Source organism: Halomonas sp. WWR20 (genome assembly GCF_054602495.1).
The window spans coordinates 65,269-88,526 of the sequence record NZ_JBTRHR010000010.1 but is presented as its reverse complement, the minus strand read 5'-3'; the positions used below and the strand labels follow the sequence as shown (position 1 = coordinate 88,526).

20 protein-coding genes and 4 tRNA genes are annotated in these 23,258 nt (G+C 61.7%); 15 read left to right on the top strand and 9 right to left on the bottom strand.

Features of this window, described 5'->3' with window-relative positions; all coding sequences use genetic code 11:
- Positions 1–25: 25 nt before the first annotated feature.
- The 7 genes from ACW4DH_RS16600 to ACW4DH_RS16570 all read left to right on the top strand — a co-directional run bounded on the left by ACW4DH_RS16600 (position 26) and on the right by ACW4DH_RS16570 (position 7,171).
- Entirely contained in the window at positions 26–826 is an 801-nt protein-coding gene (locus tag ACW4DH_RS16600; protein ID WP_459637518.1) for a sugar phosphate isomerase/epimerase family protein, read from the top strand.
- A gap of 29 nt (positions 827–855) precedes the next feature.
- A complete protein-coding gene (locus ACW4DH_RS16595) occupies positions 856–1,824 on the top strand; it encodes a sugar kinase (protein ID WP_459637517.1) in 969 nt (322 codons plus the stop codon).
- Positions 1,825–1,852: 28 nt separating this feature from the next.
- A complete protein-coding gene (locus tag ACW4DH_RS16590; RefSeq protein WP_459637516.1) occupies positions 1,853–2,833 on the top strand; it encodes a 2-hydroxyacid dehydrogenase in 981 nt (326 codons plus the stop codon).
- A gap of 221 nt (positions 2,834–3,054) precedes the next feature.
- Positions 3,055–4,149 (top strand): LacI family DNA-binding transcriptional regulator, encoded by a 1,095-nt coding sequence (locus ACW4DH_RS16585; RefSeq protein ID WP_459637515.1) that lies wholly within the window; start codon positions 3,055–3,057, stop codon positions 4,147–4,149.
- 39 nt (positions 4,150–4,188) lie between these two features.
- Positions 4,189–5,214, top strand: coding sequence for a TRAP transporter substrate-binding protein (locus tag ACW4DH_RS16580; protein ID WP_459637514.1), 1,026 nt, complete (start codon positions 4,189–4,191; stop codon positions 5,212–5,214).
- A gap of 68 nt (positions 5,215–5,282) precedes the next feature.
- Entirely contained in the window at positions 5,283–5,867 is a 585-nt protein-coding gene (locus ACW4DH_RS16575) for a TRAP transporter small permease (RefSeq protein WP_459637513.1), read from the top strand.
- Complete coding sequence (locus tag ACW4DH_RS16570; protein WP_459637512.1) at positions 5,864–7,171, top strand: TRAP transporter large permease; 1,308 nt, start codon at positions 5,864–5,866, stop codon at positions 7,169–7,171. Before ACW4DH_RS16575 ends, ACW4DH_RS16570 begins: the two co-directional genes overlap by 4 nt.
- 109 nt (positions 7,172–7,280) lie before the next feature.
- On the opposite strand, the gene aroE is transcribed toward ACW4DH_RS16570, so the two are convergent.
- Positions 7,281–8,099: a shikimate dehydrogenase gene (gene aroE, locus ACW4DH_RS16565; protein ID WP_459637511.1), complete on the bottom strand. Its 819-nt coding sequence runs from the start codon at positions 8,097–8,099 to the stop codon at positions 7,281–7,283.
- Positions 8,100–8,642: 543 nt separating this feature from the next.
- Between aroE and ftsZ the strand changes: the two genes are divergently transcribed.
- Positions 8,643–9,755: a cell division protein FtsZ gene (ftsZ, locus tag ACW4DH_RS16560; protein ID WP_459637510.1), complete on the top strand. Its 1,113-nt coding sequence runs from the start codon at positions 8,643–8,645 to the stop codon at positions 9,753–9,755.
- A gap of 348 nt (positions 9,756–10,103) precedes the next feature.
- Here ftsZ and ACW4DH_RS16555 read toward each other — a convergent pair.
- The 5 genes from ACW4DH_RS16555 to ACW4DH_RS16535 form a co-directional block, all read right to left on the bottom strand.
- Positions 10,104–10,179 (bottom strand) — tRNA-Asn (locus ACW4DH_RS16555).
- Positions 10,180–10,209: 30 nt separating this feature from the next.
- Positions 10,210–10,285, bottom strand: a tRNA-Asn gene (locus ACW4DH_RS16550).
- Between the two features lie 48 nt (positions 10,286–10,333).
- A tRNA-Asn gene (locus ACW4DH_RS16545) sits at positions 10,334–10,409 on the bottom strand.
- A 158-nt stretch (positions 10,410–10,567) separates the two neighbouring features.
- A tRNA-Met gene (locus ACW4DH_RS16540) sits at positions 10,568–10,644 on the bottom strand.
- Positions 10,645–10,748: 104 nt separating this feature from the next.
- A complete protein-coding gene (locus ACW4DH_RS16535) occupies positions 10,749–11,702 on the bottom strand; it encodes a choline ABC transporter substrate-binding protein (RefSeq protein ID WP_459637509.1) in 954 nt (317 codons plus the stop codon).
- Between the two features lie 295 nt (positions 11,703–11,997).
- Here ACW4DH_RS16535 and betI point away from each other — a divergent pair, with 295 nt between their 5' ends.
- From betI to ACW4DH_RS16515, 4 genes are all read left to right on the top strand, one after another.
- Positions 11,998–12,597: a transcriptional regulator BetI gene (gene betI, locus ACW4DH_RS16530; RefSeq protein ID WP_459637508.1), complete on the top strand. Its 600-nt coding sequence runs from the start codon at positions 11,998–12,000 to the stop codon at positions 12,595–12,597.
- Between the two features lie 51 nt (positions 12,598–12,648).
- Positions 12,649–14,133, top strand: a complete 1,485-nt coding sequence (gene betB / locus ACW4DH_RS16525; protein ID WP_459637507.1) for a betaine-aldehyde dehydrogenase — start codon at positions 12,649–12,651, stop codon at positions 14,131–14,133.
- 76 nt (positions 14,134–14,209) lie between these two features.
- Positions 14,210–15,892 carry a choline dehydrogenase gene (gene betA / locus ACW4DH_RS16520; RefSeq protein ID WP_459637506.1) on the top strand — a complete coding sequence of 561 codons (1,683 nt, stop codon included), beginning with the start codon at positions 14,210–14,212 and terminating at the stop codon, positions 15,890–15,892.
- A 153-nt stretch (positions 15,893–16,045) separates the two neighbouring features.
- Positions 16,046–18,499: an acyl-CoA dehydrogenase gene (locus tag ACW4DH_RS16515; RefSeq protein WP_459637505.1), complete on the top strand. Its 2,454-nt coding sequence runs from the start codon at positions 16,046–16,048 to the stop codon at positions 18,497–18,499.
- 78 nt (positions 18,500–18,577) lie between these two features.
- Here ACW4DH_RS16515 and ACW4DH_RS16510 read toward each other — a convergent pair whose 3' ends face one another.
- From ACW4DH_RS16510 to ACW4DH_RS16500, 3 genes are all read right to left on the bottom strand, one after another.
- Positions 18,578–19,042, bottom strand: a complete 465-nt coding sequence (locus tag ACW4DH_RS16510) for a septal ring lytic transglycosylase RlpA family protein (protein ID WP_459637504.1) — start codon at positions 19,040–19,042, stop codon at positions 18,578–18,580.
- A 13-nt stretch (positions 19,043–19,055) separates the two neighbouring features.
- Entirely contained in the window at positions 19,056–20,033 is a 978-nt protein-coding gene (locus tag ACW4DH_RS16505; RefSeq protein WP_459637503.1) for an NADPH:quinone reductase, read from the bottom strand.
- 87 nt (positions 20,034–20,120) lie between these two features.
- On the bottom strand, positions 20,121–20,693 hold the full coding sequence (locus ACW4DH_RS16500) for a hypothetical protein (protein ID WP_459637502.1): 573 nt from the start codon (positions 20,691–20,693) through the stop codon (positions 20,121–20,123).
- A 176-nt stretch (positions 20,694–20,869) separates the two neighbouring features.
- Between ACW4DH_RS16500 and ACW4DH_RS16495 the strand changes: the two genes are divergently transcribed.
- From ACW4DH_RS16495 to ACW4DH_RS16485, 3 genes are all read left to right on the top strand, one after another.
- Entirely contained in the window at positions 20,870–21,634 is a 765-nt protein-coding gene (locus tag ACW4DH_RS16495; protein WP_459637501.1) for a glycerophosphodiester phosphodiesterase family protein, read from the top strand.
- A gap of 79 nt (positions 21,635–21,713) precedes the next feature.
- A complete protein-coding gene (locus ACW4DH_RS16490; protein WP_459637500.1) occupies positions 21,714–22,535 on the top strand; it encodes a motility protein A in 822 nt (273 codons plus the stop codon).
- Positions 22,528–23,181, top strand: a complete 654-nt coding sequence (locus tag ACW4DH_RS16485; protein WP_459637499.1) for an OmpA/MotB family protein — start codon at positions 22,528–22,530, stop codon at positions 23,179–23,181. Before ACW4DH_RS16490 ends, ACW4DH_RS16485 begins: the two co-directional genes overlap by 8 nt.
- Positions 23,182–23,258: the final 77 nt, after the last annotated feature.

The following is a 23,258-nucleotide window of genomic DNA, read 5'->3' as shown; positions in this document are numbered from 1 at the left end:
CTTTAATGCCTTTGCAGGACATCCTATGCAAGACTTGATGGTAACGTTCCCAAAAAAGTCGCTCCAGCGACCCTCGCTATGGGTCGCCACCTCGGCCTACGGTCATGCATCGGTGGCACGCTACGGACAGGCCGGACTGCTGCCTTGGCTGGCAGAGGCCGGTGCCGATGGCGTGGAGATTCGCCGCGAATTGCTCCCCGAGAGCTTCGAGGATGGGGGGTTCACGGATCTGGGACGCGCCTGTGCCGAACATGGCCTGGCGGTGATCTACTCCGCCGCGGATGAGCTCTGGCAGGGCGACATCGCCTCGCCGGCCGTGGCTCGGCGTCTGGCCGAAGCCGAGGCACTGGGCGCCATTGCCATCAAGTTCTCGCTGGGGCATTACATATCCGGTACGTCCGCTGCCTGGACACATCTGAGCGAGGTCCTGGCGGCCTCGGACGTGCCGCTGATAATGGTCGAGAACGATCAGACAACATCCGGCGGGACCCTCGAACCACTGAGCGTATTTCTCGCCGCCGCCGAACAGGCCGGCTGTCCCCTGGGCATGACCTTCGATATCGGCAACTGGCGCTGGACTGGCGACGATGCCGCCGCTGCCGCACAGCGCCTGGGGCGTTACGTACGTTACATGCATTGCAAGGGCATCGATATCTCGCAGGGCCGGCCGCATGCCCGTGTGCCAAGCGAGGCTGAATTCGACGCCTGGCAAGCGTTGATGGGGCATTTTCCCGCAGGCGTACCGCGTGCCATCGAGTATCCGCTACAGTCAACGGATCCCATCCAACTTACCCGGCAGGAAATCGGACGGCTGGCCACACTCTGATCGCAGCCCACCGTTAACAGGAGCTTCACATGTCACAATCGACCGCCCCCGAGATTCTCGCCTTCGGCGAGGCCATGACCCTGTTTGTCGCCGAGCAGAGCGGAGAGCTGGCCGACGTCGAACGGTTCCATCGGCGTATCGCCGGTGCCGACACCAACGTTGCCATCGGTCTGGCCCGCCTGGGCTTTCATGTCGGTTGGTTGAGCCGGGTCGGTGCCGACAGTTTCGGCAGCTATATTCAGCGCACCCTGGAGGCCGAGGGGCTCGACTGCCGGCATCTGCAACGCGACCCCGATCATTCCACCGGACTGGTATTCAAGGCCCGTGCCGAACGCGGCGAGGATCCTCAGGTCGAGTATATCCGTCGCGGCAGTGCCGCCAGTTACCTTTCGCCCTTGGATGCCGGCGAGGTCGAGTTCGGTGCCGTTCGTCACCTGCATGCCACCGGCATTCCCCCGGCCCTATCGGCTACTGCCCGCGAACTCTCCATGCATATGCTCGACCAGGCACGCCAGGCCGGCGCCAGCATCTCCTTCGACCCCAACCTGCGTCCCAGCTTATGGAAGAGCGAACGCGAGATGCGTGAAACCCTCAATGCCCTGGCGGCCAAGGCCGATTGGGTATTGCCCGGCCTCGCTGAAGGCCATCGTCTGTCCGGACTGGAAACGGCACATGATATCGCCGGTTTCTATCTCGATCGGGGCGCCAAGGCGGTCATCATCAAGCTGGGCCCCGCAGGCAGTTACTACCGCGACCAACACGAAAGCTTTACCGTGGAAGGCTTCCAGGTCAGCAAAGTGATCGATACTGTCGGTGCCGGTGATGGCTTTGCGGTGGGCATGGTCAGCGCCCTGCTCGACGGCTTGTCGCCACGCGCCGCAGTACGTCGTGGCAACCTGATCGGCGCTCTGGCGGTTCAGGTCCCCGGCGACATGGAAGGCCTGCCCAGCCGTGAGCAGCTCACCGCTCTGGAAGCCGACCTCCCGACGCTGAACTGATAACTCAACAAGAAAAGGATTCCCAAGCATGCAAAAGCGCATCGTCGCCTTTCGTCGTCTCAACGAACAGCAACTCGCCCAGCTTCGCGAGCAGTTCCATGTCGACTATTTCCCCTCGCTCAGCGGCGCCGACGATCCCGGCTTCCGCGATGCCCTGGCCGAAGCCCACGGCTTGGTCGGCGCCAGCCTCAAGGTCACCCCCGAGCTGCTCGACGCCGCACCGCATCTGGAGGCCATCGCCAGCATCTCGGTGGGCTACGACAACTACCCCGTCGATGAACTGACCCGGCGCCATATCCTGCTTTGCAATACCCCTGACGTCCTCACCGAAACCACTGCCGATACCGGTTTCTCGCTGATCATGGCCACGGCGCGTCGAATCGTCGAACTCGCCGAATTCGTCAAGCGCGGCGACTGGCAGGAGAGCATCGGCGAAGCGCAATTCGGCGGAGACGTACATGGCAAGACGCTGGGCATGGTCGGTTTCGGGCGTATCGGCGCCGCCGTGGCCCGTCGCGGAGCCCTGGGCTTCGGCATGCGGGTGCTTTACTCGAACGCCTCGCCCAAGCCCGAGCTTGAAGCCGAGCTCGGCGCCCGGCGCTGCGAACTCGACGAATTGCTTGAGCAGGCCGATTTCGTCTGCGTCACCGTACCGCTGACCGCCGAGACCACTCACCTGTTCGGCGCCGAGCAGTTCTCGCGCATGCAGAAAAGCGCCATCTTCATCAATATCGCCCGCGGCAAGGTGGTCGACGAAGCGGCGTTGATCGCCGCGCTGGAAGCCGGTGAGATCCGCGCCGCGGGGCTCGACGTCTTCGAACAGGAACCCTTGCCCGCCGATTCGCCGCTGCTGCACATGGCCAATGTCGTGGCGCTGCCGCACATCGGCTCGGCGACGCATGAGACACGTACCGCCATGGCCCAGCGGGCGGTCGACAACATCACTTTGGCGCTCAATGGCGAACGTCCCTTAAGCCTGGTCAACGAAGAGCTCTGGGCATCACGCTAGACATCGTTTCGCCCTTTTCTGCGCTCGCGAAGAAACCCAAGAAACGGCCGGCGCCGCCCCTGCGCCAGCCGTTTTCAGGTCCCGCGCTATATTTTCTGTCCCTAAGCCCCGCGTCATGCCACTAAAGAAGAATTGGTGAAGCCGTAGGAGTCGCCTAGATTTAGATCGATCCAAAACAAACGCGACCCATCCAGAAAAACGTATCCACAAGCGGAGACGGCATGGCCAAAGACAACGACAGCCGCCAGAGCATTAAGCGCGATGGCAGCGTGACGCTGCAGGATATCGCTGCCCACGCCAGCGTATCGCGCTCTACGGTGTCGTTGGTGTTGCGCGAAAGCCCGCTGGTCGCCGAGCGTACCCGTGAAAAAGTCCAGGCCTCGATCAAGACGCTGGGGTATGTCTATAACCGCGGCGCCGCCGCATTGCGCGGCAGCCGGACCCATACGCTGGGTGTGGTGGTGTACGACATTGCCAACCCCTTCTTCGGCGCCATGGTCGCGGGTATCGACGCCGCCCTGAACCGCCAAGGCTATGTATCGTTTCTGGCCAACAGCGAGGACTCGGCCACGCGTCAGCAGCGTTTTCTCGAGCGCATGCGCGAACACCGCGTCGACGCTATTTTGCTATGCCCCGCCGAAGGCACCGACCCCCGACTGATCGAAACCCTGCATGCCTGGAACCTGCCCTGCGTGCAGGTGTTGCGTCATATCGGTAAGCCGCCTTTCGATTACGCCGGTACCGATTTCGAACTCGGCGTACGCCAGGCCGTCGATCATCTCGTCTCGCTGGGCCACCGGCGCATCAGCTTCGTTGGCGGCCACGCCGAACATTCCGCAACCCGGGCCCGCTGGCGCGGCTATTTTGCCGCCATGGCCAGTCACGGCCTCGAGCAGACGCATTTGCTGCGCAGCGGACTGACCCGGCAGGCCGGTTTCGATGCCATGCAGGCTCTGATGAACACCCCAGCCCCGCCCAGCGCGGTGATCTGTCACAACGACCTGATTGCCTTTGGCGCCATGCTCGGCCTCAAGCGACTCGGGCTGATACCCGGCATCGATTGCGCGGTGATCGGCATCGATGATGTCGAGGAAACCCAACTCAGCGATCCGGCACTGACCAGTGTCGCGACCCACCCCTATGCGATCGGTGAGGAGGCGGCACGCCTGGCGCTACGCCGTATCGCCAATCCCGACGGGGCGCGGGAGCAAGTCGTACTCTCGCCTCGACTCCATGTACGGGACTCCTGCGGTGCGCAGACACGCCTTCCCGTACTCGACCACGCCAACCCAAGCGTCACCATGAGCGACGATTGATCTGCGTCTTGCGCAGACAACAACAACGAGGTGTAACTCATGACTCAGAAATGGATCGATCCAAAACAGCCGCACGCTTCCAATGGATTCGCCAAAGGCCTGCTTGCCGGTGCCGTTCTCGCCGTCGGCCTGGGCCTGTCGGCTGCCGCCCAGGCCGTCGATCTGCGCTTTGGACACAGCGGCACCGCAGATACCGCTTATCAGCTCGGTGCCGAGAAGTTCAAGGAGCTGATCGCCGAGAAAAGCGACGGCGAGATCGGCGTGACCATCATGGGCAACTCGGTACTCGGCCATGAAGGTGAGATGTTCGAACAGCAGATGGCTGGCGCGCTGGACATGTCGATCATCAACCCCGGCCTGATCACCGAGTTCTCGCACACCGCCAACGTCTTCTCGATCCCTTTCATGTACCGCGACGTCGATCACTGGAGCACGGTACTCGACGGTGAGGTGGGCCGCGAAATCGCCGACCGGATCGAAGACGAAACCGGGGTCAAGGTGCTGGCCTTTTTCGGCGGGGGCAAACGCCAGATCATCAGTACCCGGCCACTCGAGAGTCTCGACGATCTCAATGGCATGAAGCTGCGCACCAACCCCACCGAGCCTCTGATTGCGGCTTGGTCGGCACTCGGCGCCGAACCTACGGTCATGTCTTGGAAAGAGATCTATACCGGGCTGCAGCTGGGCGCCATCGATGGGCTGCTCAACGAAGCGGTATCGGCTCTGGAAATGCGTTTTCATGAAGTCGCCCCGCATATCGGCCTGTCCGAGCACGACATCACCGTGCGTCTGCTGACCATGTCGCAGATGAGCTGGGAACAGCTTGACGACGATCAACGCCAGGCAGTGATGGCAGCGGCCCAGGAAGCCGCCCAATATGCGCGCAACGTACAGCTCGAGCAGGACGCCGAAGCCCTCAAGACTCTTGAAAAGGAAGGCGCCACTCTCTACCCGATGGATCGCGAACGCATGCAGGAAATCGTCGCTGAACCGCTGCAGCAAGTGATCGACGAGATGGGCCTGAGCGAGCTGCACGAGAAAATAGTCAACGCCGGCAAGGCATGATCTAGGTCCAGGACACCGCATTCGGTGTCCTGCCCTTCCTGTCACTTTCAGACGACGAGGACCACGCCATGGACTCTCTCCTGCACGGTCTGTCACGCCTCAACCGCGGGCTGGAGCGTGTGCTCAATCTGCTCCTGCTGGCGTTGCTGATGAGCTTCATTCTGCTGGTGATCTACCAGATCGTCAGTCGTAACCTGCCACTGATGCCCCGACTTTACTGGACCGAGGAGTTCAGCCGCTTTGCCTTTCAATGGATGATCATGCTGGGTACGGCGATCGGTGTTTATCACGCCGACCATTTCGTGCTTGAAGCGTTTCCGCGCGGCACCCGCGCCGATATGGCGACACGTCTGATCCGCGATCTGGCCTGCCTGGCGGTCGGCGTGATCTTCATTTATTACGGCAAGGATTTCGCCCTCTCCGGCCTGCGCCGCAAAGCGACGGCTTCGGGACTCTCGATGATCTACGTCTATTCGGCCTTCACCGTCAGTGGAATCTTTATCGTGCTCTACAGCGTTGAACGCCTGTTGCACACCGCCCTGCATGGCATGACAGCCATGGAATCGGCCCTCAACACTCCCACCGAGCTCGACGAACTCGCCCACGTTGACGAGGAACGGCTCGAGATCATCGAAAAAGGACCGACACCATGATGCCGATGGATTGGGTCTTCGTGATGCCCTGGCTGATGTTCGCCCTGCTCGGCGTACTGATTATTGCCGGGATCCCCATCGCCATGTCGCTAGTGTTGACCGCCTTCAGCATGATTCTGCTCGATCCGCGCCTGACGATGTGGGTGATGTTCCAACGCATGTACAACGGCATGGACTCCTTCGTGCTGCTTGCCGTGCCGCTGTTCCTGCTCGCCGGCAATCTGATGAACGCTGCGCACATCACCGACCGGCTGATCACCTTGTGCATGCGCCTGGTCGGCCATTTCAAGGGGGCGCTGGCGCATGTCAACGTCATGGTCAGCATGCTGTTTGCCGGCGTCTCCGGCTCGTCGACCGCTGACAGTGCCGGGGTGGGTACGGTACTGATCCCAGCGATGAAGCGCGAGGGCTATCCCACGCATTTCGCGGTGGCCGTTACCGCCGCTTCGTCGGTCATGGGCATCATCATTCCGCCGTCGATCAACATGATCGTGTGGGGCGCGCTGACCAATACCTCGATTGCCGGGCTGTTTCTCGGTGGCATCGTGCCCGGGGTGATGATCGGCATAGCCCAGTTGCTGCTCAATCTGGTCTACGTGCGCCGCTATGACGTACCGGTACGCAAGCGCGCGACCTTCTCGGAGCTGATGAGTTCGGGCAAGGATGGTCTGCTGGCAGCGGGGATTCCCATCGTGATCATCGGCGGCATTACCCTGGGCCTGGTCACGCCCACCGAGGCAGCCGTCATCGCGGTACTCTATGCCTTGGCGCTGGGCTTCTTCGTCTATCGCGAGCTGACCATGAGACATGTCCTGGAAGCCTCGACCAGTACCGTGCGGCTGTGCTCGCTGTCGCTGTTCAGCCTGGTCGGCGCGGCAATCTTCGGCTATCTGATCAGCTTCTACCAGATTCCGCCCAAGCTGATGGCGGGAGTCAACATCACCGATCCGGTGGTTCTGCTTATCGTCATGACCATCGTCATGCTGGTCATCGGCACCTTCATGGACTCACTGCCGGCGATGGCCATCCTGGCACCGATTTTCCAACCCTTGGCGATGCAAGCCGGCGTGCATCCGGTGCAGTTCGGGATCATCGGTGTAATGGCGCTCGGCCTGGGGCTGATCACGCCCCCCTACGGCCTGTGCCTGATGATCTCGGCCAAGATCGGCGGTATTCCGCTGCTCAAGGCGCTGGGTACCACCCTGATCTATCTGGCCATCATGCTGGGAGTCATCGTGCTGTTGATCTTCTTTCCGCAGCTGATCCTCGCCGTGCCCCGCTGGCTGACACCGGACTTCGTGTAATCTCCCCATCGGGCCAGGCTATCTGGCCCGATGAATCGCCTCTAGCCTCTTCTCGGCGCTCCTGCCCGAGCGGCAACGCCTCGTAAAATTGCCAATCGGAACATCACATTCAGAGTCCGAGGCGCTCGATCTCGGCGAACATCGCCTTTTCCATGACCTCGAAGGGTGCCCGCTCGCCCCCGGTATACAGCTCGACCTGACCACAGGACTGATGCACCATCATGCGAGTCCCGGGAACCGTCACACAACCGAGCGCATCGGCCTCGGCGATCAGCTTGGTGCGAGTCGGAATGAAGGCGACATCCATCACGATCAGGTGCGCCGCCAGGCGACCTTCGAGCGGGCTGGCGCCGGCATCTCGAAAGCCGACAGAGGTGGCGTTGACCACCACATCGAAGGCATCGGGGTCGAAGCTCTCCAGTCCGCCGCCGTAACCCACGCCAAGCGATTCGGCGAGGTCCCGGGCCTTCTCTTGAGTGCGGTTGAACACCCTCACTTCGGCACCTTGCTCGCGAAAACCGTAAGCCACCGCCCGTGCCGCCCCACCGGCGCCGATTACCGCCAGGCGCTTGCCCGCCGGGTCGGTGACCTCCCGCAGCGCGCGTACCGCGCCGACATAATCGGTGTTATAGCCGGTCAATCGCCCCTCGAGGTTGTTGATGGTATTGACGGCCCCGATAGCCTCGGCGGCCGGGTCGAGAGCATCGAGATGGGGAATTACCGCCTGCTTGTAGGGCATCGAGACGTTGGAGCCTCGAATCCCGAGGGTGCGGATCGCCCTGATCGCCGCCTCGGGATCCTCGACGCCGAAACAGACGAAGGTGTAATCGAGCCCCAGCGCCTGGTAGGCGGCATTGTGAATCCGTGCGCTGAGCGAGAAGGGCTTGCCCATAATCGAACCGCACAGCACGGGAATCGAAGTTGGCATCATGATCTCCTGAATCGATTGTAATTAAATTTATGGGAACGGTTCCATAAAGAAGCGCACCCAAACCATCGGCAGGCTTCAAGCAACCGGAAACGAGATCCCTCTGAAAAGTGGATAGGCAATGGCCAGACAAGGCAAGAATTGACGAAAGCGGGGATTCACATGGCGTGAATATTTCGAATCAATTTTTAACGTCGTATGGGCCAGCAGAGGCACTTTTCAGACAGGTTCTAGCGACTACAGCCTGTACCATCCACTATAGGGGCCGGGAAAGGCTTGCAGCAAGCCGACCGCGGCAACAGCCTATGGAGCAGACACCGTTCTTGACACGACGCATACCGGGAAGGAGCTGTCCGACGTGAGCCCCATCAGGTTGGTGAAGGCTTCGCCCATAGCAAGCGCGAACCGGACGATACGATTATCCCATCGATAAGGGCAGATTAAATTTTCGCCATGCCGGGCAGATAAATCATTCATGTCTCCGGTCTGATATGCTGATTCAAATTTCTTAGTATGGCTTAGGCCAAAGAGTACGAGGGACATATGCCAGTCGCGAACGACACTCAACCTCCATCCGAACTCCCCGCTTACCTGAAAGTGATCGGCGTCGGCGGCGGCGGCGGCAATACCATCCTGCACATGCTCGCCAGCAACCCTCTCGAGGGGGTGGACTACATCGCGGCAAATACGGACCTGCAGGCTCTCAATACCGCGCCGCAAGGCGTAGCGCTTCCCATCGGCTCGGCGACGACCCGCGGCCTGGGTGCCGGCGCCAACCCAGAGGCCGGCAAGCAAGCCGCGGAGGAAAGCCGTGAAGCGATTCGGGCCCGTCTGGTGGGAGCTGACATGCTCTTTATCACTGCCGGCATGGGCGGTGGTACCGGCACCGGTGCCGCCGCCGTGGTAGCGGAGATCGCCCAGAGTCTGGACATGCTCATCGTGGCTGTCGTCACGCGGCCCTTTTCATTTGAAGGCGCCAAGCGTCGCCAGGTCGCGGAGGCCGGCATCGAGGCCTTGGCCAAGACGGTTGATTCCCTGATCGTGATCCCCAACGACCGGCTCATGCAGACGCTCGGCAAGAGCGCGTCCCTGATGAGCGCCTTTGCCGCCGTGAACGACGTGCTCAGAAACGCCGTGACCGGCATCGCCGAGATGATTACCTCCCCCGGCATGATCAATGTCGATTTTGCCGACGTGAAGGCCGTCATGCAGATCAAGGGGCGAGCCAAGATTGGAACCGGTACGGCCCAGGGCGAAACCCGCGCCAAGGACGCCGCGCTCAGTGCCGTGCAGAGCCCGCTGATCGAGGAAACCGATATCAAGGGGGCCCAGGGCGTGCTCGTCAATATCACGGCCGGCCCCGACCTCACTATTGGTGAATTCAACGAAATAGGCGAAACCGTCCGGGCCTTTACCGCCGATGAGGCCATCGTGGTGGTGGGGACGTCTCTCGACATGGAGATGGAAAACAGGATTCGCGTCTCGGTAGTCGCCGCAGGCCTCAAGGAGCACGCCGCCGGCGAGGGCGCCACGCCGGCCAAGGCATCCTCCCGTCCGCCAGAGCCTCGAGCCAGAGCAAAAGAAACGCAGCAGGAACGGCCAAGTAAAGAAGACTATCTTGATATCCCGGCCTTCTTACGGCGCCCCAGCAAATAAGCGTCGGTAGCTTTTCTTCAAGGTCAGGCGGTGCTTATGCAATGCACCTCCTGAACCTATCCGACAAGGACGTCCGCTCAGCAATAACCGAACGCATACACAAGCGGCACTGGGCGCTGGAGGATCTGGGCTAGATATTCAGGCAAGGCGACAACAGGGCAGAATACGACAATCGAGGGGCGTTGGATCGCAGCGTCATCTCGTCAATGTTGACGATGGCAACCCTCCAGACAGCATTGGACACGAAGGTATACAGAGAACGAGAACCGCACTCACCGTTTTTACTTCGCATACAAGAGCGGAAACGGGTCTAGAAAGCGGCTGAGTTCGTGTTAGAAGGGCGTCGTATGGCTCCCCGAGCAGGACTCGAACCTGCGACCCAATGATTAACAGTCATTTGCTCTACCAACTGAGCTATCGGGGAACGACAAAACAAATCAATTCGGCACGCGATTGGCTCCCCGAGCAGGACTCGAACCTGCGACCCAATGATTAACAGTCATTTGCTCTACCAACTGAGCTATCGGGGAATGGCCGAATTGTAGTGTTCAAGATCACGCTTCACATGGCATGTGAAGTGGCTCCCCGAGCAGGACTCGAACCTGCGACCCAATGATTAACAGTCATTTGCTCTACCAACTGAGCTATCGGGGAACATCCGGAACACGCGGCGTAGTATACGTAACGAAAAAATTTCGTCAAGGGTTACGGCTGTTTACCTTCCTCGCGAACCGAGAAAATCCTCAAGGCCAAAGGCCATGGGCATACGAAAAACGCCCATCGGAGTTAGCCGATGGGCGTTGTATCGATTCTGGTGGCTACGCCCTGATTTGAACAGGGGACCCCATCATTATGAGTGATGTGCTCTAACCAGCTGAGCTACGTAGCCACTGCATCGTCAGCTAGCGCATGACACCGTTCGACGATGGAGGCGAATTATGCACATGGGCCTGCCCGATGGCAAGCCTATATCGCGGACGCACTGCCGCCGGATCAGTCCTGCAGGTCCAACGCCTTCTTGACGGCCGGCAGTCCCGGCTCGCCGCCAACGGTGGTCACCCCGTCAAGCCAGGTATCGAGCACCTCGGGATGGGACTGCAGCCAGCTACGCGCCGCTTCCCGCGGCTCTTCGCCTGCGTCCATGATGGCGCCCATGATCTGATTCTCCATCTCGAGCGAGAAGGTCAGATTCTCAAGCAACGCGCCCACATTCTGGCACTCGTTGGCATAACCGCCCCGCGTATTGGTGTAGACGGTCGCCCCACCCAGATCGGGACCAAAGTAATCATCGGCGCCTTCGAGATAAGCCATGTCGAAGTTGGTATTCATGGGGTGCGGCTCCCAACCGAGGAACACCATCCACTCCTCGTTGCCGGTCTTCGACTTGAGCTCGGCGAGCATGCCCGCTTCCGAGGAGTCGACCAACTCCCAATCGCCAAGGCCAAAGGCATCGTCATCGATCATCTGTTGGATGATCTCGTTGCCATCGTTGCCTGCTTCGATTCCATAGAGGCGATGCGCAAACTTATCGGCATGCGCATCGAGGTCGGCCACGGACGTCACACCCGCGTCGCGCACATACTCGGGAACGGCCAGCGTATACTTGGCCCCTTCCAGGTTGGCCGTCAGGCGATCCACACTGCCCTTTTCGATGTAGGGATCACTAATCGACGCCATTGACGGCATCCAGTTGCCTAGGAACACGTCGAAATCGCCGTTCTTCATACCCGCATAAGCGACCGGCACCGATACTGTGTCGGCGCGCGTTTCGTAGCCCAGCGCGTCGAGCAGTACGCTCGATAGTGCCGTCGTCGCCGTAATATCGGTCCAGCCGACTTCGGCGAAACGGACGCTCTGGCAGCTTTGCGGCACATCCGCCAAAGCCAATGGCGCGGAGAGCACCGCCAGCCCGGCGGTGACGGAGAGAGCGAGCGTTTTTTTCTTCATCGTACAATTCCTCAGGATAAGGCCGGAACCTGACACGACAGGGATACCGGCAGCGCTTGCGCGTGGCGCACCCCGGTGACGAGGGCCACGGCTGCGATAAAGATTATGCGAAGCAACTCCTGATCTTCGATAATGTTTCTTTATAGTAAAGATGTAAAGCTAGGTAATCCACCCAACACTTTTATTGATTGAACGTTCAATAAAAACGTTGCACACTATAGCTGAGCGCTACACTGACATGCCACACGCGCTTTCAACGAAGCGGTAGCGCCACCATGCAAGAGGAGACAACGCGGTGCCCAAGCTTGGAATGGAACCCATCCGCCGGCAGCAGCTGATCCAGGCCACCATGGAGGCCATCGATGAAGCCGGACTGGCTGATGCCACCATTGCCCGCATCGCTCGCCGGGCCGGCGTGTCAACGGGGATTATCAGTCACTACTTCGGCGGGAAGGATGGCCTGATCGAGGCCACCATGCGCCACATCCTCCGCGACTTGGGTAACGCGGTCATTCAACGACGCAACAGGCTTAAGCACGACACGCCGCAGGCACATCTGCGTGCCATCATTGATGGTAACTTCGACCGCAGCCAGATCAGCCAATCGGTCATGAAGACCTGGCTGGCGTTCTGGGCTTCGAGCATGCACCAGGCCGACCTACAGCGCCTGCAGTATGTCAATGACCGCCGTCTCTACTCGAACCTGAGCTCCCAGTTTCGTCGCTGCCTGCCCAGGGAACAGGCCCGACAAGCCGCCAGAGGACTGGCGGCGATGATCGACGGCCTCTGGTTACGCGGCGCCCTGGCCCCCGAAGGCCTGGATGTCGACCGCGCGCGCCACTTGGCCTATGACTATTTGGATACGCAGCTAAAACGCACCGAATGCAGCGCCTGAACGTCACGCGCTCGGCTCTGCACTACACGCCAATTTCGCAGGAGGCTCTCCATGGCCACATTCGAAACCCAGCAACTCTATATCGGCGGCCACCGGGTGGATGCCACATCCGGCGAGACGTTCGACACCCTCAACCCAGCCAATGGCGAGGTGCTTGCCAGCGTACAACAGGCCTCCCAGGCCGATGTCGACAAGGCGGTCGCCAGCGCTCGCGAAGGACAGAAAGTCTGGGCCGCCATGGATGGCATGCAGCGTGCCCGGATACTCAACCGTGCCGTCGCCCTGCTTCGTGAAAAAAATGACGCGCTGGCACACCTGGAAACGCTGGATACCGGCAAGCCGATCAGTGAAACCAGCGCGGTGGATATCGTCACCGGCGCCGACTCCCTGGAATATTTTGCCGGTCTGGCGCCGGCCATTGAAGGTACGCAGATTCCGCTGCGCGAGACGTCCTTCGTCTATACGCGTCGCGAAGCACTAGGCGTAGTGGGCGCCATCGGCGCCTGGAACTATCCGATCCAGATCGCCTGCTGGAAAGCCGCGCCGGCGTTGGCCGCCGGCAATGCCGTCGTCTTCAAGCCCAGCGAGGTGACGCCGCTCTCCGCTATCAAGCTGGCCGAAATATTTACCCAGGCCGGTCTGCCCGATGGCGTATTCAACGTGGTCCAGGGCGACGGTCGCGTGGGCGCGATGCTCACCGAGCATGACGATATCGACAAGATCTCCTTCACCGGCGAGGTGGGTACCGGCAAGAAGGTCATGTCCGCCGCCGCCGCGTCGACGCTCAAGGATGTCACCATGGAACTCGGTGGCAAGTCGCCGATGATCGTCTTCGACGACGCCGATCTCGACCGCGCCGCAGACGCCGCGATGATGGGCAACTTCTACTCCAGCGGTCAGGTCTGCACCAATGGCACCCGTGTCTTCGTACAGCGCTCGGTGAAGAAAGCCTTCGAGGCCAAGATCGTCGAACGCGTCAACCGTATCAAGAGCGGCGACCCGCTCGACCCCTCAGTCAATTTCGGCCCGCTGGTCAGTTTCGAGCATCTCGAGAAGGTGCTCTCCTACCTGGAAATCGGTCAGCAGGACGGTGCGCGCCTACTGGTGGGCGGCTCGCGAATGACGCAAGGCGGCGGTTCCGGTTACGACTATGGTAAAGGCGCCTGGGCCTCGGCCACGGTGTTCACCGACTGCACCGACGACATGCGCATCGCCCGCGAGGAGATCTTCGGCCCGGTCATGACCATTCTTGCCTTCGATGATGAAGAAGAAGTCATCGCCCGCGCCAACGACACCCATTACGGCCTGGCCGCTGGCGTGTTCACCGAGGGGCTTAACCGCGCGCACCGGGTCATTCAGCGCCTCGAGGCCGGTATCTGCTGGATCAATACCTGGGGCGACTCCCCGGCGCAGATGCCCGTCGGAGGTTACAAGCAATCCGGCGTCGGCCGCGAGAACGGTCTGTCGACGCTCGATCACTATACGCAGATCAAGTCGGTGCAGGTCGAGATGGGCCCCTTCCCAGCCGTTTTCTAAGCGACGGCAGCCGGGACTGTCCGGCTGCTCCTCTCCGCAGTATCCGCTCCATGAATATCAATAGGAGGGCCTTGGTATGGCACAGGCTCGTGAATACGACTACATCATTATCGGCGCCGGCTCGGCCGGCAACGTGCTCGCCACGCGGCTGACCGAGGATGCCGATGTCAGCGTACTGCTGCTGGAAGCCGGCGGGCCCGACTACCGCTTTGATTTCCGTACCCAGATGCCGGCGGCACTCGCCTACCCACTGCAGGGCAAGCGCTACAACTGGGCCTTCGAGACCGACCCCGAACCCTACATGAACCACCGCCGCATGGAGTGCGGGCGCGGCAAGGGGTTGGGCGGGTCGTCATTGATCAACGGCATGTGCTATCTGCGCGGCAATGCGCTGGACTACGATCGGTGGGCCGCGGCGCCGGGACTCGAGGACTGGAACTACCTCGAGTGCCTGCCCTACTTCAAGAAGGCGGAGACCCGCGACATCGGCCCCAACGCCTACCACGGCGGCGACGGCCCGGTGTCGGTGACCACGCCCAAGGAGGGCAACAACGAGCTCTACGGCGCCTTCATCCGCGCCGGGATCGAGGCCGGCTATCCCGAAACCGAGGACGTCAACGGCTATCAGCAGGAAGGCTTCGGACCGATGGATCGCACCACCACGCCGGGCGGACGGCGAGCCTCCACCGCGCGCGGCTACTTGGATCAGGCCAAGGATCGCCCCAACCTGACCATCGAAACTCACGCCATGACCGACCGCATCCTCTTCGAGGGCAAGCGTGCCGTAGGTGTGGCTTACGCCCGCAAGGGTCAGGCTCAGGAAGTTCGCGCGCGTCGCGAAGTCCTGCTGTGTGCCGGGGCCATCGCCTCACCCCAGATTCTGCAGCGCTCCGGCGTGGGCAACCCCGAGCATCTCAGGGAGTTCGACATCCCCGTGGTCCACGACCTGCCGGGAGTCGGCGAAAATCTGCAGGATCACCTGGAGATGTATATCCAGTACGAATGCACGAAGCCGATCTCGCTGTACCCGGCGCTCAAATGGTGGAACCAGCCCAAGATCGGCGCTGAATGGTTGTTCAACGGTACCGGCATCGGTGCCAGCAACCAGTTCGAGGCCGCCGGTTTTATCCGCACTAGTGACGACGAGGAGTGGCCCAACCTGCAGTACCACTTCCTGCCGATCGCCATCAGCTACAACGGCAAGAGCGCAGTACAAGCGCACGGCTTTCAAGCGCATGTCGGTTCGATGCGCTCGATGAGCCGCGGTCGTATCCGTCTGACCTCGCGGGATCCCAACGCCGCGCCGAGCATCCTGTTCAATTACATGTCCGAAGAGAAGGACTGGCAGGAATTTCGCGATGCCATCCGCATCACCCGCGAGATCATCGCCCAGCCGGCTATGGACCCGTATCGCGGCCGCGAAATCTCGCCGGGACCGAACGTACAGACCGACGCCGAACTCGATGAATTCGTCAGGCAACATGCCGAGACGGCTTATCACCCCAGCGGCAGTTGCAAGATGGGTTATGACGACATGGCGGTGGTCGATGACGCCGGGCGCGTTCACGGTCTCGAGGGGTTGCGGGTGATCGATGCCTCGATCATGCCGGTGATCACTACCGGCAACCTCAACGCCCCGACGATCATGATTGCCGAGAAGATGGCCGACAAGGTCCGCGGCCAGGCGCCACTGCCCAAGGCCGAGGTCCCCTATTACGTGGCCGGAGAGGCGCCGGCACGCACCCCGCCGAAAGCCTGAGAGCTTCTTTTTTGATTGTCCCGACCTGCCCCGCTCTGCGGGGCTTTTTTGTTACAGGATGTCCGCCTTCCGGCTGGTCAGGTGACGTCTTATACACTAGGCTAGGTATTCAAACAGCTGTTCGAATACAGACTGGATTGTCGGGAGAGCCTAATGCTGCAATTTATACTGCTTGTGCTGGTGGTCATCGGCCTGTTGGAAGTGATGCGCCGCGAAGCCGGTGCCGTGTCGGCGATCGGCGTGCTGAGCGTGGCCGGTGTGATCGGCGTGCTGTTCGGTGCCCCGCTGGTCGGCATCCTGCTGTTGATCGGAGCGGGTGTGGTCGCCGCCGCCGGCCTGCCCGGGCTGCGCCGCCGCTGGCTGACACCGCGCGTTTATACCCTTTTCGACAAGGCGGCCCCCAAGGTCTCCGAGACCGAACGCTCTGCGTTGGAAGCCGGCAGCGTTTCCTGGGACGGCGAACTCTTTTCCGGCAATCCCCAGTGGCAGCGCCTGCTCGACTACCGCGATGACGGGCTCAGCGAGGAAGAGCGCGCCTTCGTCGAGCATCAGTGCTCGGTGGCTGCCAGTATGTGCAGCAATGGCTGGGAAGTCGCTCGCGAGCGTGCCGACCTGCCCGAAGCGCTATGGGAATATCTGAAGAAGGAGGGCTTCTTCGGCATGATCATTCCCAAGCAGTACGGCGGGCTGGGATTCTCGGCTAAAGCGCAGTCGGCCATTCTGCAGAAACTCGCCATCAACGAGACGCTGATGGTGTCGGTCGGCGTGCCCAACTCGCTGGGGCCGGGCGAATTGCTGCTCAAGTATGGTACCCAGGAACAGAAGGATTACTATCTGCCGCGTCTGGCTGACGGACGAGAGATTCCCTGCTTCGGCCTGACCGGCCCGCGCGCCGGCAGCGACGCCACCTCTTTGCCCGATGTCGGCATCGTCTGTCGGGGCATGTACAACGGTGAAGAAGTGCTCGGCCTCAAGCTGACCTTCGAGAAGCGCTGGATCACTCTGGCCCCCATCGCCACCGTGATCGGCCTGGCCTTTCGCATGTTCGACCCCGATAAGTTGTTGGGCGAGGAAACCGATCGCGGCATTACCTGCGCGCTGATCCCCCGGGACACTCAGGGCATGGAGATCGGCCGACGCCATCATCCCCTCGGCAGTCCGTTCATGAACGGGCCCATCGTTGGCAAGGATGTGTTCATTCCGCTCGACTATCTGATCGGCGGGCCGGAAATGGCCGGCCAGGGCTGGCGGATGCTGGTCGAGTGCCTGTCGGTGGGCCGTTGCATCACCCTGCCCTCCGGCGCTTCGGGCTTGGGTCGCTACGCCATTGGCTGGGCCGGCGGCTTCACTCGCATCCGCCGCCAGTTCAACATGCCGGTAGCCGACATGGAGGGCGTGCAGGAGCCCCTGGCGCGACTTACCGCGCACGCCTACATCGCCCAGGCCACGGTGATGCAGACCGCCAACCTGATCGATCATGGCGAGAAGCCCGCGGTACCCTCGGCGATTCTCAAGAGCCAGTTGACCGAGTTCCAGCGCAGCATCGTCGCCGATGCCATGGACGTCCACGGCGGACGTGCCGTCACCCTGGGGGCACGCAACTATCTGGGTCTGGCCTGGAGCGCGGTGCCGGTGTCGATCACGGTGGAAGGCGCCAATATCATGACCCGCAATCTGATGATCTTCGGCCAGGGAGCGATTCGCTGTCACCCCTACGTGCTCGAAGAGCTCGCCGCCAAACAAGCCAACGACATCGAGGCGTTCGACAAGGCGTTCTTTGCCCATGCCGGGCTGATCTTCGGCAATGCCGCGCGGGCCTTCGTGCAGGGACTGGGCGCCGCCCGGCCCAAGGTCCCCTTCGACAAGGTTGCCGCGCCGTATGCCCAGGATGTGGCACGCCTCTCCGCGGCGTTCGGCCTGTGTGCCGATGCCGCCATGGCCAGCGTCGGTTCGGGACTCAAGAAACGCGAAATGCTCTCGGCGCGTCTCGGCGATGTACTCTCCAATCTCTACTTGGTCTCGATGGTGCTCAAGCAGTGGCATGTGGGCAACAACGTCGAGCACGAAGCTGCCCTGCTGCATTACAGCTGCCGGATGCTGCTGTTCCGCGCCGAGCAGGCGCTGATCGAATTCCTCGACAACCTGCCCAATCGCGCCTTGGGCGGCACGCTGGCGGTGATCGTCATGCCGCTGGGACGGCGCTGGAAGAAACCGGCAGACAGCCTGACTCGCGAGATCGCCAGGGCGGTATCTACCGATAGCGCATTGCGTCGTAAACTGACGGCCAATACCTGGGACACCCTGGACGATGAGCAACGGGAGAATCCCCTGGCCCGTTATAACGCCCTGCTCGCCGAATATGATCGAGCCGAACCGATCTATCGGGCGGTTACCAAGGCATACGCCACGGGTTCGCTGCCGGCCGAGGCACTGCATCCCGAACAGCGTATCGAAGCCGCGCTCGCTGCCGGGTTGATCAGCGAAGACGAGGCTGCGTTCATGCGCCGCTACGAGAAGGAAGTGCTCGAGATGCTCAGCGTCGACGATTTTCCCTTCGACGCCTTCGCCACCCATAAGGACAAGGTCGTCTGGCATAACGTCGCCTGAGCGTGGCGCGCCAACGCCGATGCCCCGGCCGTCTGGTCGGGGCATTGCGTTTTCAGACTGACCGGGTAGGCGCCGGTGTCAGTTCTCGACCCGCACGGTCACCGGTACGACGCCGCTGCGAATCATGCCCAGCCGCTCGGCCGCCGCGTAGGAGAGGTCGATGATACGGCCCCGCTTGAAGGGCCCGCGATCATTGATGCGCACCGAGACTTTCCGACCGTTGGCGAGGTTGATGACCCGTACGCGGGTGCCGAAAGGCAGCTCGCGATGCGCCGCTGTCATCGCCCCGGGATCGTAACGTTCGCCACTCGCGGTACGCTTGCCCCTGTGAGCGTCGCCATAATAGCTCGCCTGGCCCTTCTGAACGGGGATCGTGAGCGTGTCGGCCGACGGACCGGAAGACGAGGTGCCCGCACAACCTGCCAGCAAACCGACGCCCCCCAACCCCAGCAGCAGCGCGGCGGCACGCACATACCCACGCCACGCGCTTGTCCGCGTATTCGCAGCGGTCTGCGCCGAGAGTGGCAATATGGATTCCGGCATCCGCTCGGCTCGCTCAGGGCAATAGAATGGTCGAGCCGGTGGTCTTGCGCGACGCCAGTGCCTGCTGAGCCTCGCCAGCCTTCTCCAGCGGATAACGCTGGGCAACGTCGATCTTGACCTTGCCGCTCTCGAGCACTTCGAACAATTCGCCACACATCTGCTCGAAACGCTCGCGCGTGTCGGCATAGCCATTGAGGCTGGGACGCGTCACGTACAGCGAGCCCTTCTGGTTGAGAATCGCCAGATTGACGCCTTCCACCGGGCCGGAAGCATTACCGAAGCTGACCATCAGCCCACGCTTTTGCAGACAGTTCAGCGAGATTTCCCAGGTATCCTTGCCCACCGAGTCGTAGACCACCGGCACCATTTCGCCGTGAGTCAGTTCACGCACCCGTTCGGCAACGTTCTCCTGGGTATAGTCGATGGTTGCCCAGGCGCCGTTCTTCTTGGCCAGCTCGGCCTTCTCCGGCGAGCCTACGGTGCCGATGACCTTGACGCCCAACGCCTTGGCCCACTGGCAGGCGATCGAGCCCACTCCGCCCGCGGCGGCGTGAAACAGAATCGTCTCGCCCCCCTGCAGCCGGTAGGTCTGGCGCAGCAGGTATTGCACCGTCAGCCCTTTGAGCATGCAGGCCGCCGCCGTTTCGAACTCGATGGCGTCGGGCAGCTTCACGACCTTCTCCGCCGGCAGCACGTGCAATTCAGCGTAGGCGCCGAGCGGCCCCTGAGCGTAGGCGACACGATCGCCCTCCTTGACATGCGTCACGCCTTCGCCGACCGCCTCCACCACACCGGCGCCTTCGGTGCCCAGGCCCGACGGCAGCTCGGGGGTCGGGTACAGCCCCGTACGCACATAGATGTCGATGAAATTCAGGCCCACGGCATGATTTCGGATACGCACCTCACCGGCCTGCGGATCGGTGGGCGTCATCTCGACATATTCGAGCACTTCCGGCCCGCCGGTGCGGGACAACTGGATACGCTTGGCCATAGCGGACATTCCTTATTCGGCTAATTTGACCGTTTCACCATACAAGCGCCCTGCCGTCAGCGCCAGATCTGCGCCGTGCAGGCCGTGTCAGAGCACCGCCGGGAAGGACTCCAGCCCGCGAATGAAGCGCTTCTTGTAGCCCTCGAAAATTTTCTCGTCCTGCTTGAATGACTGAATGACAGCACGCTCGTCAAAACGCATGGTGCCGGGCAGATCGTTCGGCCCGGTGGCGGGATGTTTGGGCCCCAGTCCGACACGCTCGCCTTCGCGTCCCGCGAACCAGCGCTCGATCCCGCATGCGCGAAACATCGCTTCCTGTTCCGCATCGATGGCATTGACGCGCAACGGCGCCTTGCTCGCCAACTCCTTTACCAGACGCTCGGCAGGTCTCGTCACTTGGCTATTATCCAGCGCCGAGAGCAATGCCATCTCCATGCTGCTACCCCGCTCATCGAGCACCAGCAGGGCCAGGGCGACCGGACGCGAGGCGTCATCGACAAGCGCCAGCACGCGGGCGGCCTCCTGTTCGAACAGCACGCCCAGTGTCCCGGCAAAGGTCGTCAGCGGGGCGATGCCCGCCTCGTAGCCGTAAACTTCGGCACACAGCCGTGCGAGACAAGCGTCGCGTTGCTGCTCGTTTTTGATATGCACGACTTTCATTGGCTCTCCACTTTTTACCGTTCTTGATGGGCGCAGAAGCCTAGCATATCGCCGTTCCCGCTACCTCTCCCATGGAGCGTTGCGGTGATCGACACTCGACACGTTCGGAAGCACTTGACGCGCCGGCGGAATTTGTCGAAGTTCAGGCTCCGTCACAGCACTCAGAGATACTATCCATGAACGACGCTGCTCTCGTTGACCTGCCCCGCACCATCGCGCACCGAGGACTGTCGGCACACGCTCCCGAAAACACCCTGGCGGCGGTGCGTGCCGCGTCTGACGCCGGCTGTCATTGGGTGGAACTCGACGTTCAACTGCTTGGCGATGGTACGCCGGTCGTCTGGCATGATGCCGGTGTGCGACGCTGCTCCGATGGTCGCGGCAGGCTGCGTAAGCTGACGCATGAACAGGTGTGTCGCCTCGATGTGGGGGGGTGGTTTGGTAAAAGGTATCGTGGCGAGCGCATCGCCACCTTAGACGCGATGCTGTCGCTTATCGACGCGCTCGGCATGGGATTGAATCTTGAACTCAAGGTGAGCCGCGGCCACGACCCCGCCGCCTTGGCCAGTGCGGCGTTACCTGCCCTGCTCGCGGCGCTGCCTCCCGCCCGGCTGCTCGTTTCGTCCTTCCATCACGACGCCCTGCTGGCGGCGCGTAGTGTTGAGCCCGACCCCGCCCGCCTGCCTCTGGGAATTCTTTACAAATACATCCCCGACCACTGGCAGCGTGAAGTGGAGCAGCTGTCAGCCTTCAGCTTGCATGTCGACTGGCGCAAGCTGAAGGAAACCCGGGCGCGCGAGATCAAGACCAGCGGTACCCGGCTATTGTGTTACACCGTCAACGACGCCAGGGTCGCCCAGCGGCTTTGGCAGTGGGGCGTGGACAGCCTGATCAGCGACGACCCCAGTTGTCTGGCCCAACCCACCGCCGCCGCTGGCTAAGCGCCACGCGTTCAAGTTTCGGGTCCAATAGCCGATGACTTTGTCATTGAGTGATCATTTTTTTCACAAAGGACCCGCTATGAACGCCTCCACCGTGATCGGCATGGTGGTCAGCTGCCTGCTGCTTGCCACCGTGTTGCTGTTCACCGCCGAATCGCCCGACAGTTTCCTGAATCTTCCCGGCCTGGCGATCGTCCTCACCGGGACGCTGGCCGCCACGTTCATCAGTTATCCGTTGCGCGAGGTAGTGCGTGTCGTGCGGCTAGTGGGCATTGTCTTTCGCCGTGAAAATTCCTATACGCGAGACGACATCAAGGAGCTTGTCGACATGGCCCGCCTATGGTTCAAGGGCGATGTACGCGCCGTGGAGAGCGCATTGGAAGGCACCCGCAACCCCTTCCTGCGCACCGGTATCCAGTTGGTCATCGCCAACACCAAGGAGAGCGAGATTCTCGATCTGCTGCGCTGGCGCATTGCCCGACTCAAGGCCCGCGAGCATGCCGAGGCGCACATTTTCCGTACCATGGCCGCCTATGCACCGGCCTTCGGCATGCTCGGCACCCTGGTGGGCTTGATCAACATGCTCGAGGTCATGGAAGCCGGTGACATGGCCGCCATCGGTCCGCGCATGGCCGTTGCGCTATTGACCACCTTCTATGGCATCCTGCTTGCCAACCTGGTATTCAAGCCCATCGCGGTGAAGCTTGAGCGGCGTACCGAGGAGCGCCTGATCGCCATGAACATGGTGCTCGAGGGCGTGTCTCTGCTTTCCAAGCGCCGCCTGCCTTCGTTCATCGAGGAGACGCTGAACTCGTTCATGGCCAACTATCAGGACGAGATCCGCGACGTTCAGCCGCCCGAGCGCAACGATGGCGCGATGGGAGTCCGAACCAGTGACTAACCCCCCGTACCATGACGATTTACTCGGCGGCGCCAGTTCCGGCGATGACGATGGCGAAAGCTGGCTGGTCAGCTACCTCGATGTCCTGACATTGCTGATCACCTTATTCGTGCTGCTGTTGGCCATGTCGGGCAACGGCGAGGCCACCACGCAGGCCTCAGCAGCGCAAGCCTCCTCGGAAAGCGTCCCGTCCGGGGCTGAGACCCGCGGCTTGAAGCCGCATCATACCGGCGTGCTGCCTCAACTCGACGGCGTCACGGTTTCGCGCAGTGAGCAAGGGCTTAACCTGCGGATACAGGATCATCTGCTCTTCGACAGCGGCCAGGCGACGCTGACCGACTCCGGCCGCAAGGTGCTACGGGGCGTGATTCCGCTTCTGGAGCGCTTTCCGGGTCTGATATCGGTGGAAGGCCACTCCGACAGCGTTCCCATCCACACGCCGCGCTTTCCCTCCAACTGGGAATTGTCCGGTGCACGCGCGAGTGCCGTGTTGCGCTATGTACACGATCAGGGGATCCCGGTGAAGCGCCTGCGCGCGATCGGCTATGCCGACACGCGCCCCCTGGCGGATGACGGGACGCCCGAAGGCCGAGCCGCCAACCGGCGCGTCGAGATGGTGCTGCAGGAAAATGCCCCGTCCCGCTAGGCCCTTATGATAACAGGCGTATCCGACCAGATCCCCGGTTCCGCTTGAGCCGACGATTGTCCTGCCAATCCGCCGAG

Excerpts from the sequence above, each read along its gene's own strand:
- ACW4DH_RS16600 (WP_459637518.1), top strand. The coding sequence starts at position 26 with ATGCAAGACTTGATGGTAACGTTCCCAAAAAAGTCGCTCCAGCGACCC.
- ACW4DH_RS16595 (WP_459637517.1), top strand. The coding sequence starts at position 856 with ATGTCACAATCGACCGCCCCCGAGATTCTCGCCTTCGGCGAGGCCATG.
- ACW4DH_RS16590 (WP_459637516.1), top strand. The coding sequence starts at position 1,853 with ATGCAAAAGCGCATCGTCGCCTTTCGTCGTCTCAACGAACAGCAACTC.
- ACW4DH_RS16585 (WP_459637515.1), top strand. The coding sequence starts at position 3,055 with ATGGCCAAAGACAACGACAGCCGCCAGAGCATTAAGCGCGATGGCAGC.
- ACW4DH_RS16580 (WP_459637514.1), top strand. The coding sequence starts at position 4,189 with ATGACTCAGAAATGGATCGATCCAAAACAGCCGCACGCTTCCAATGGA.
- ACW4DH_RS16575 (WP_459637513.1), top strand. The coding sequence starts at position 5,283 with ATGGACTCTCTCCTGCACGGTCTGTCACGCCTCAACCGCGGGCTGGAG.
- ACW4DH_RS16570 (WP_459637512.1), top strand. The coding sequence starts at position 5,864 with ATGATGCCGATGGATTGGGTCTTCGTGATGCCCTGGCTGATGTTCGCC.
- aroE (WP_459637511.1), bottom strand. The coding sequence starts at position 8,099 with ATGCCAACTTCGATTCCCGTGCTGTGCGGTTCGATTATGGGCAAGCCC.
- ftsZ (WP_459637510.1), top strand. The coding sequence starts at position 8,643 with ATGCCAGTCGCGAACGACACTCAACCTCCATCCGAACTCCCCGCTTAC.
- ACW4DH_RS16535 (WP_459637509.1), bottom strand. The coding sequence starts at position 11,702 with ATGAAGAAAAAAACGCTCGCTCTCTCCGTCACCGCCGGGCTGGCGGTG.
- betB (WP_459637507.1), top strand. The coding sequence starts at position 12,649 with ATGGCCACATTCGAAACCCAGCAACTCTATATCGGCGGCCACCGGGTG.
- betA (WP_459637506.1), top strand. The coding sequence starts at position 14,210 with ATGGCACAGGCTCGTGAATACGACTACATCATTATCGGCGCCGGCTCG.
- ACW4DH_RS16515 (WP_459637505.1), top strand. The coding sequence starts at position 16,046 with ATGCTGCAATTTATACTGCTTGTGCTGGTGGTCATCGGCCTGTTGGAA.
- ACW4DH_RS16510 (WP_459637504.1), bottom strand. The coding sequence starts at position 19,042 with ATGCCGGAATCCATATTGCCACTCTCGGCGCAGACCGCTGCGAATACG.
- ACW4DH_RS16505 (WP_459637503.1), bottom strand. The coding sequence starts at position 20,033 with ATGGCCAAGCGTATCCAGTTGTCCCGCACCGGCGGGCCGGAAGTGCTC.
- ACW4DH_RS16500 (WP_459637502.1), bottom strand. The coding sequence starts at position 20,693 with ATGAAAGTCGTGCATATCAAAAACGAGCAGCAACGCGACGCTTGTCTC.
- ACW4DH_RS16495 (WP_459637501.1), top strand. The coding sequence starts at position 20,870 with ATGAACGACGCTGCTCTCGTTGACCTGCCCCGCACCATCGCGCACCGA.
- ACW4DH_RS16490 (WP_459637500.1), top strand. The coding sequence starts at position 21,714 with ATGAACGCCTCCACCGTGATCGGCATGGTGGTCAGCTGCCTGCTGCTT.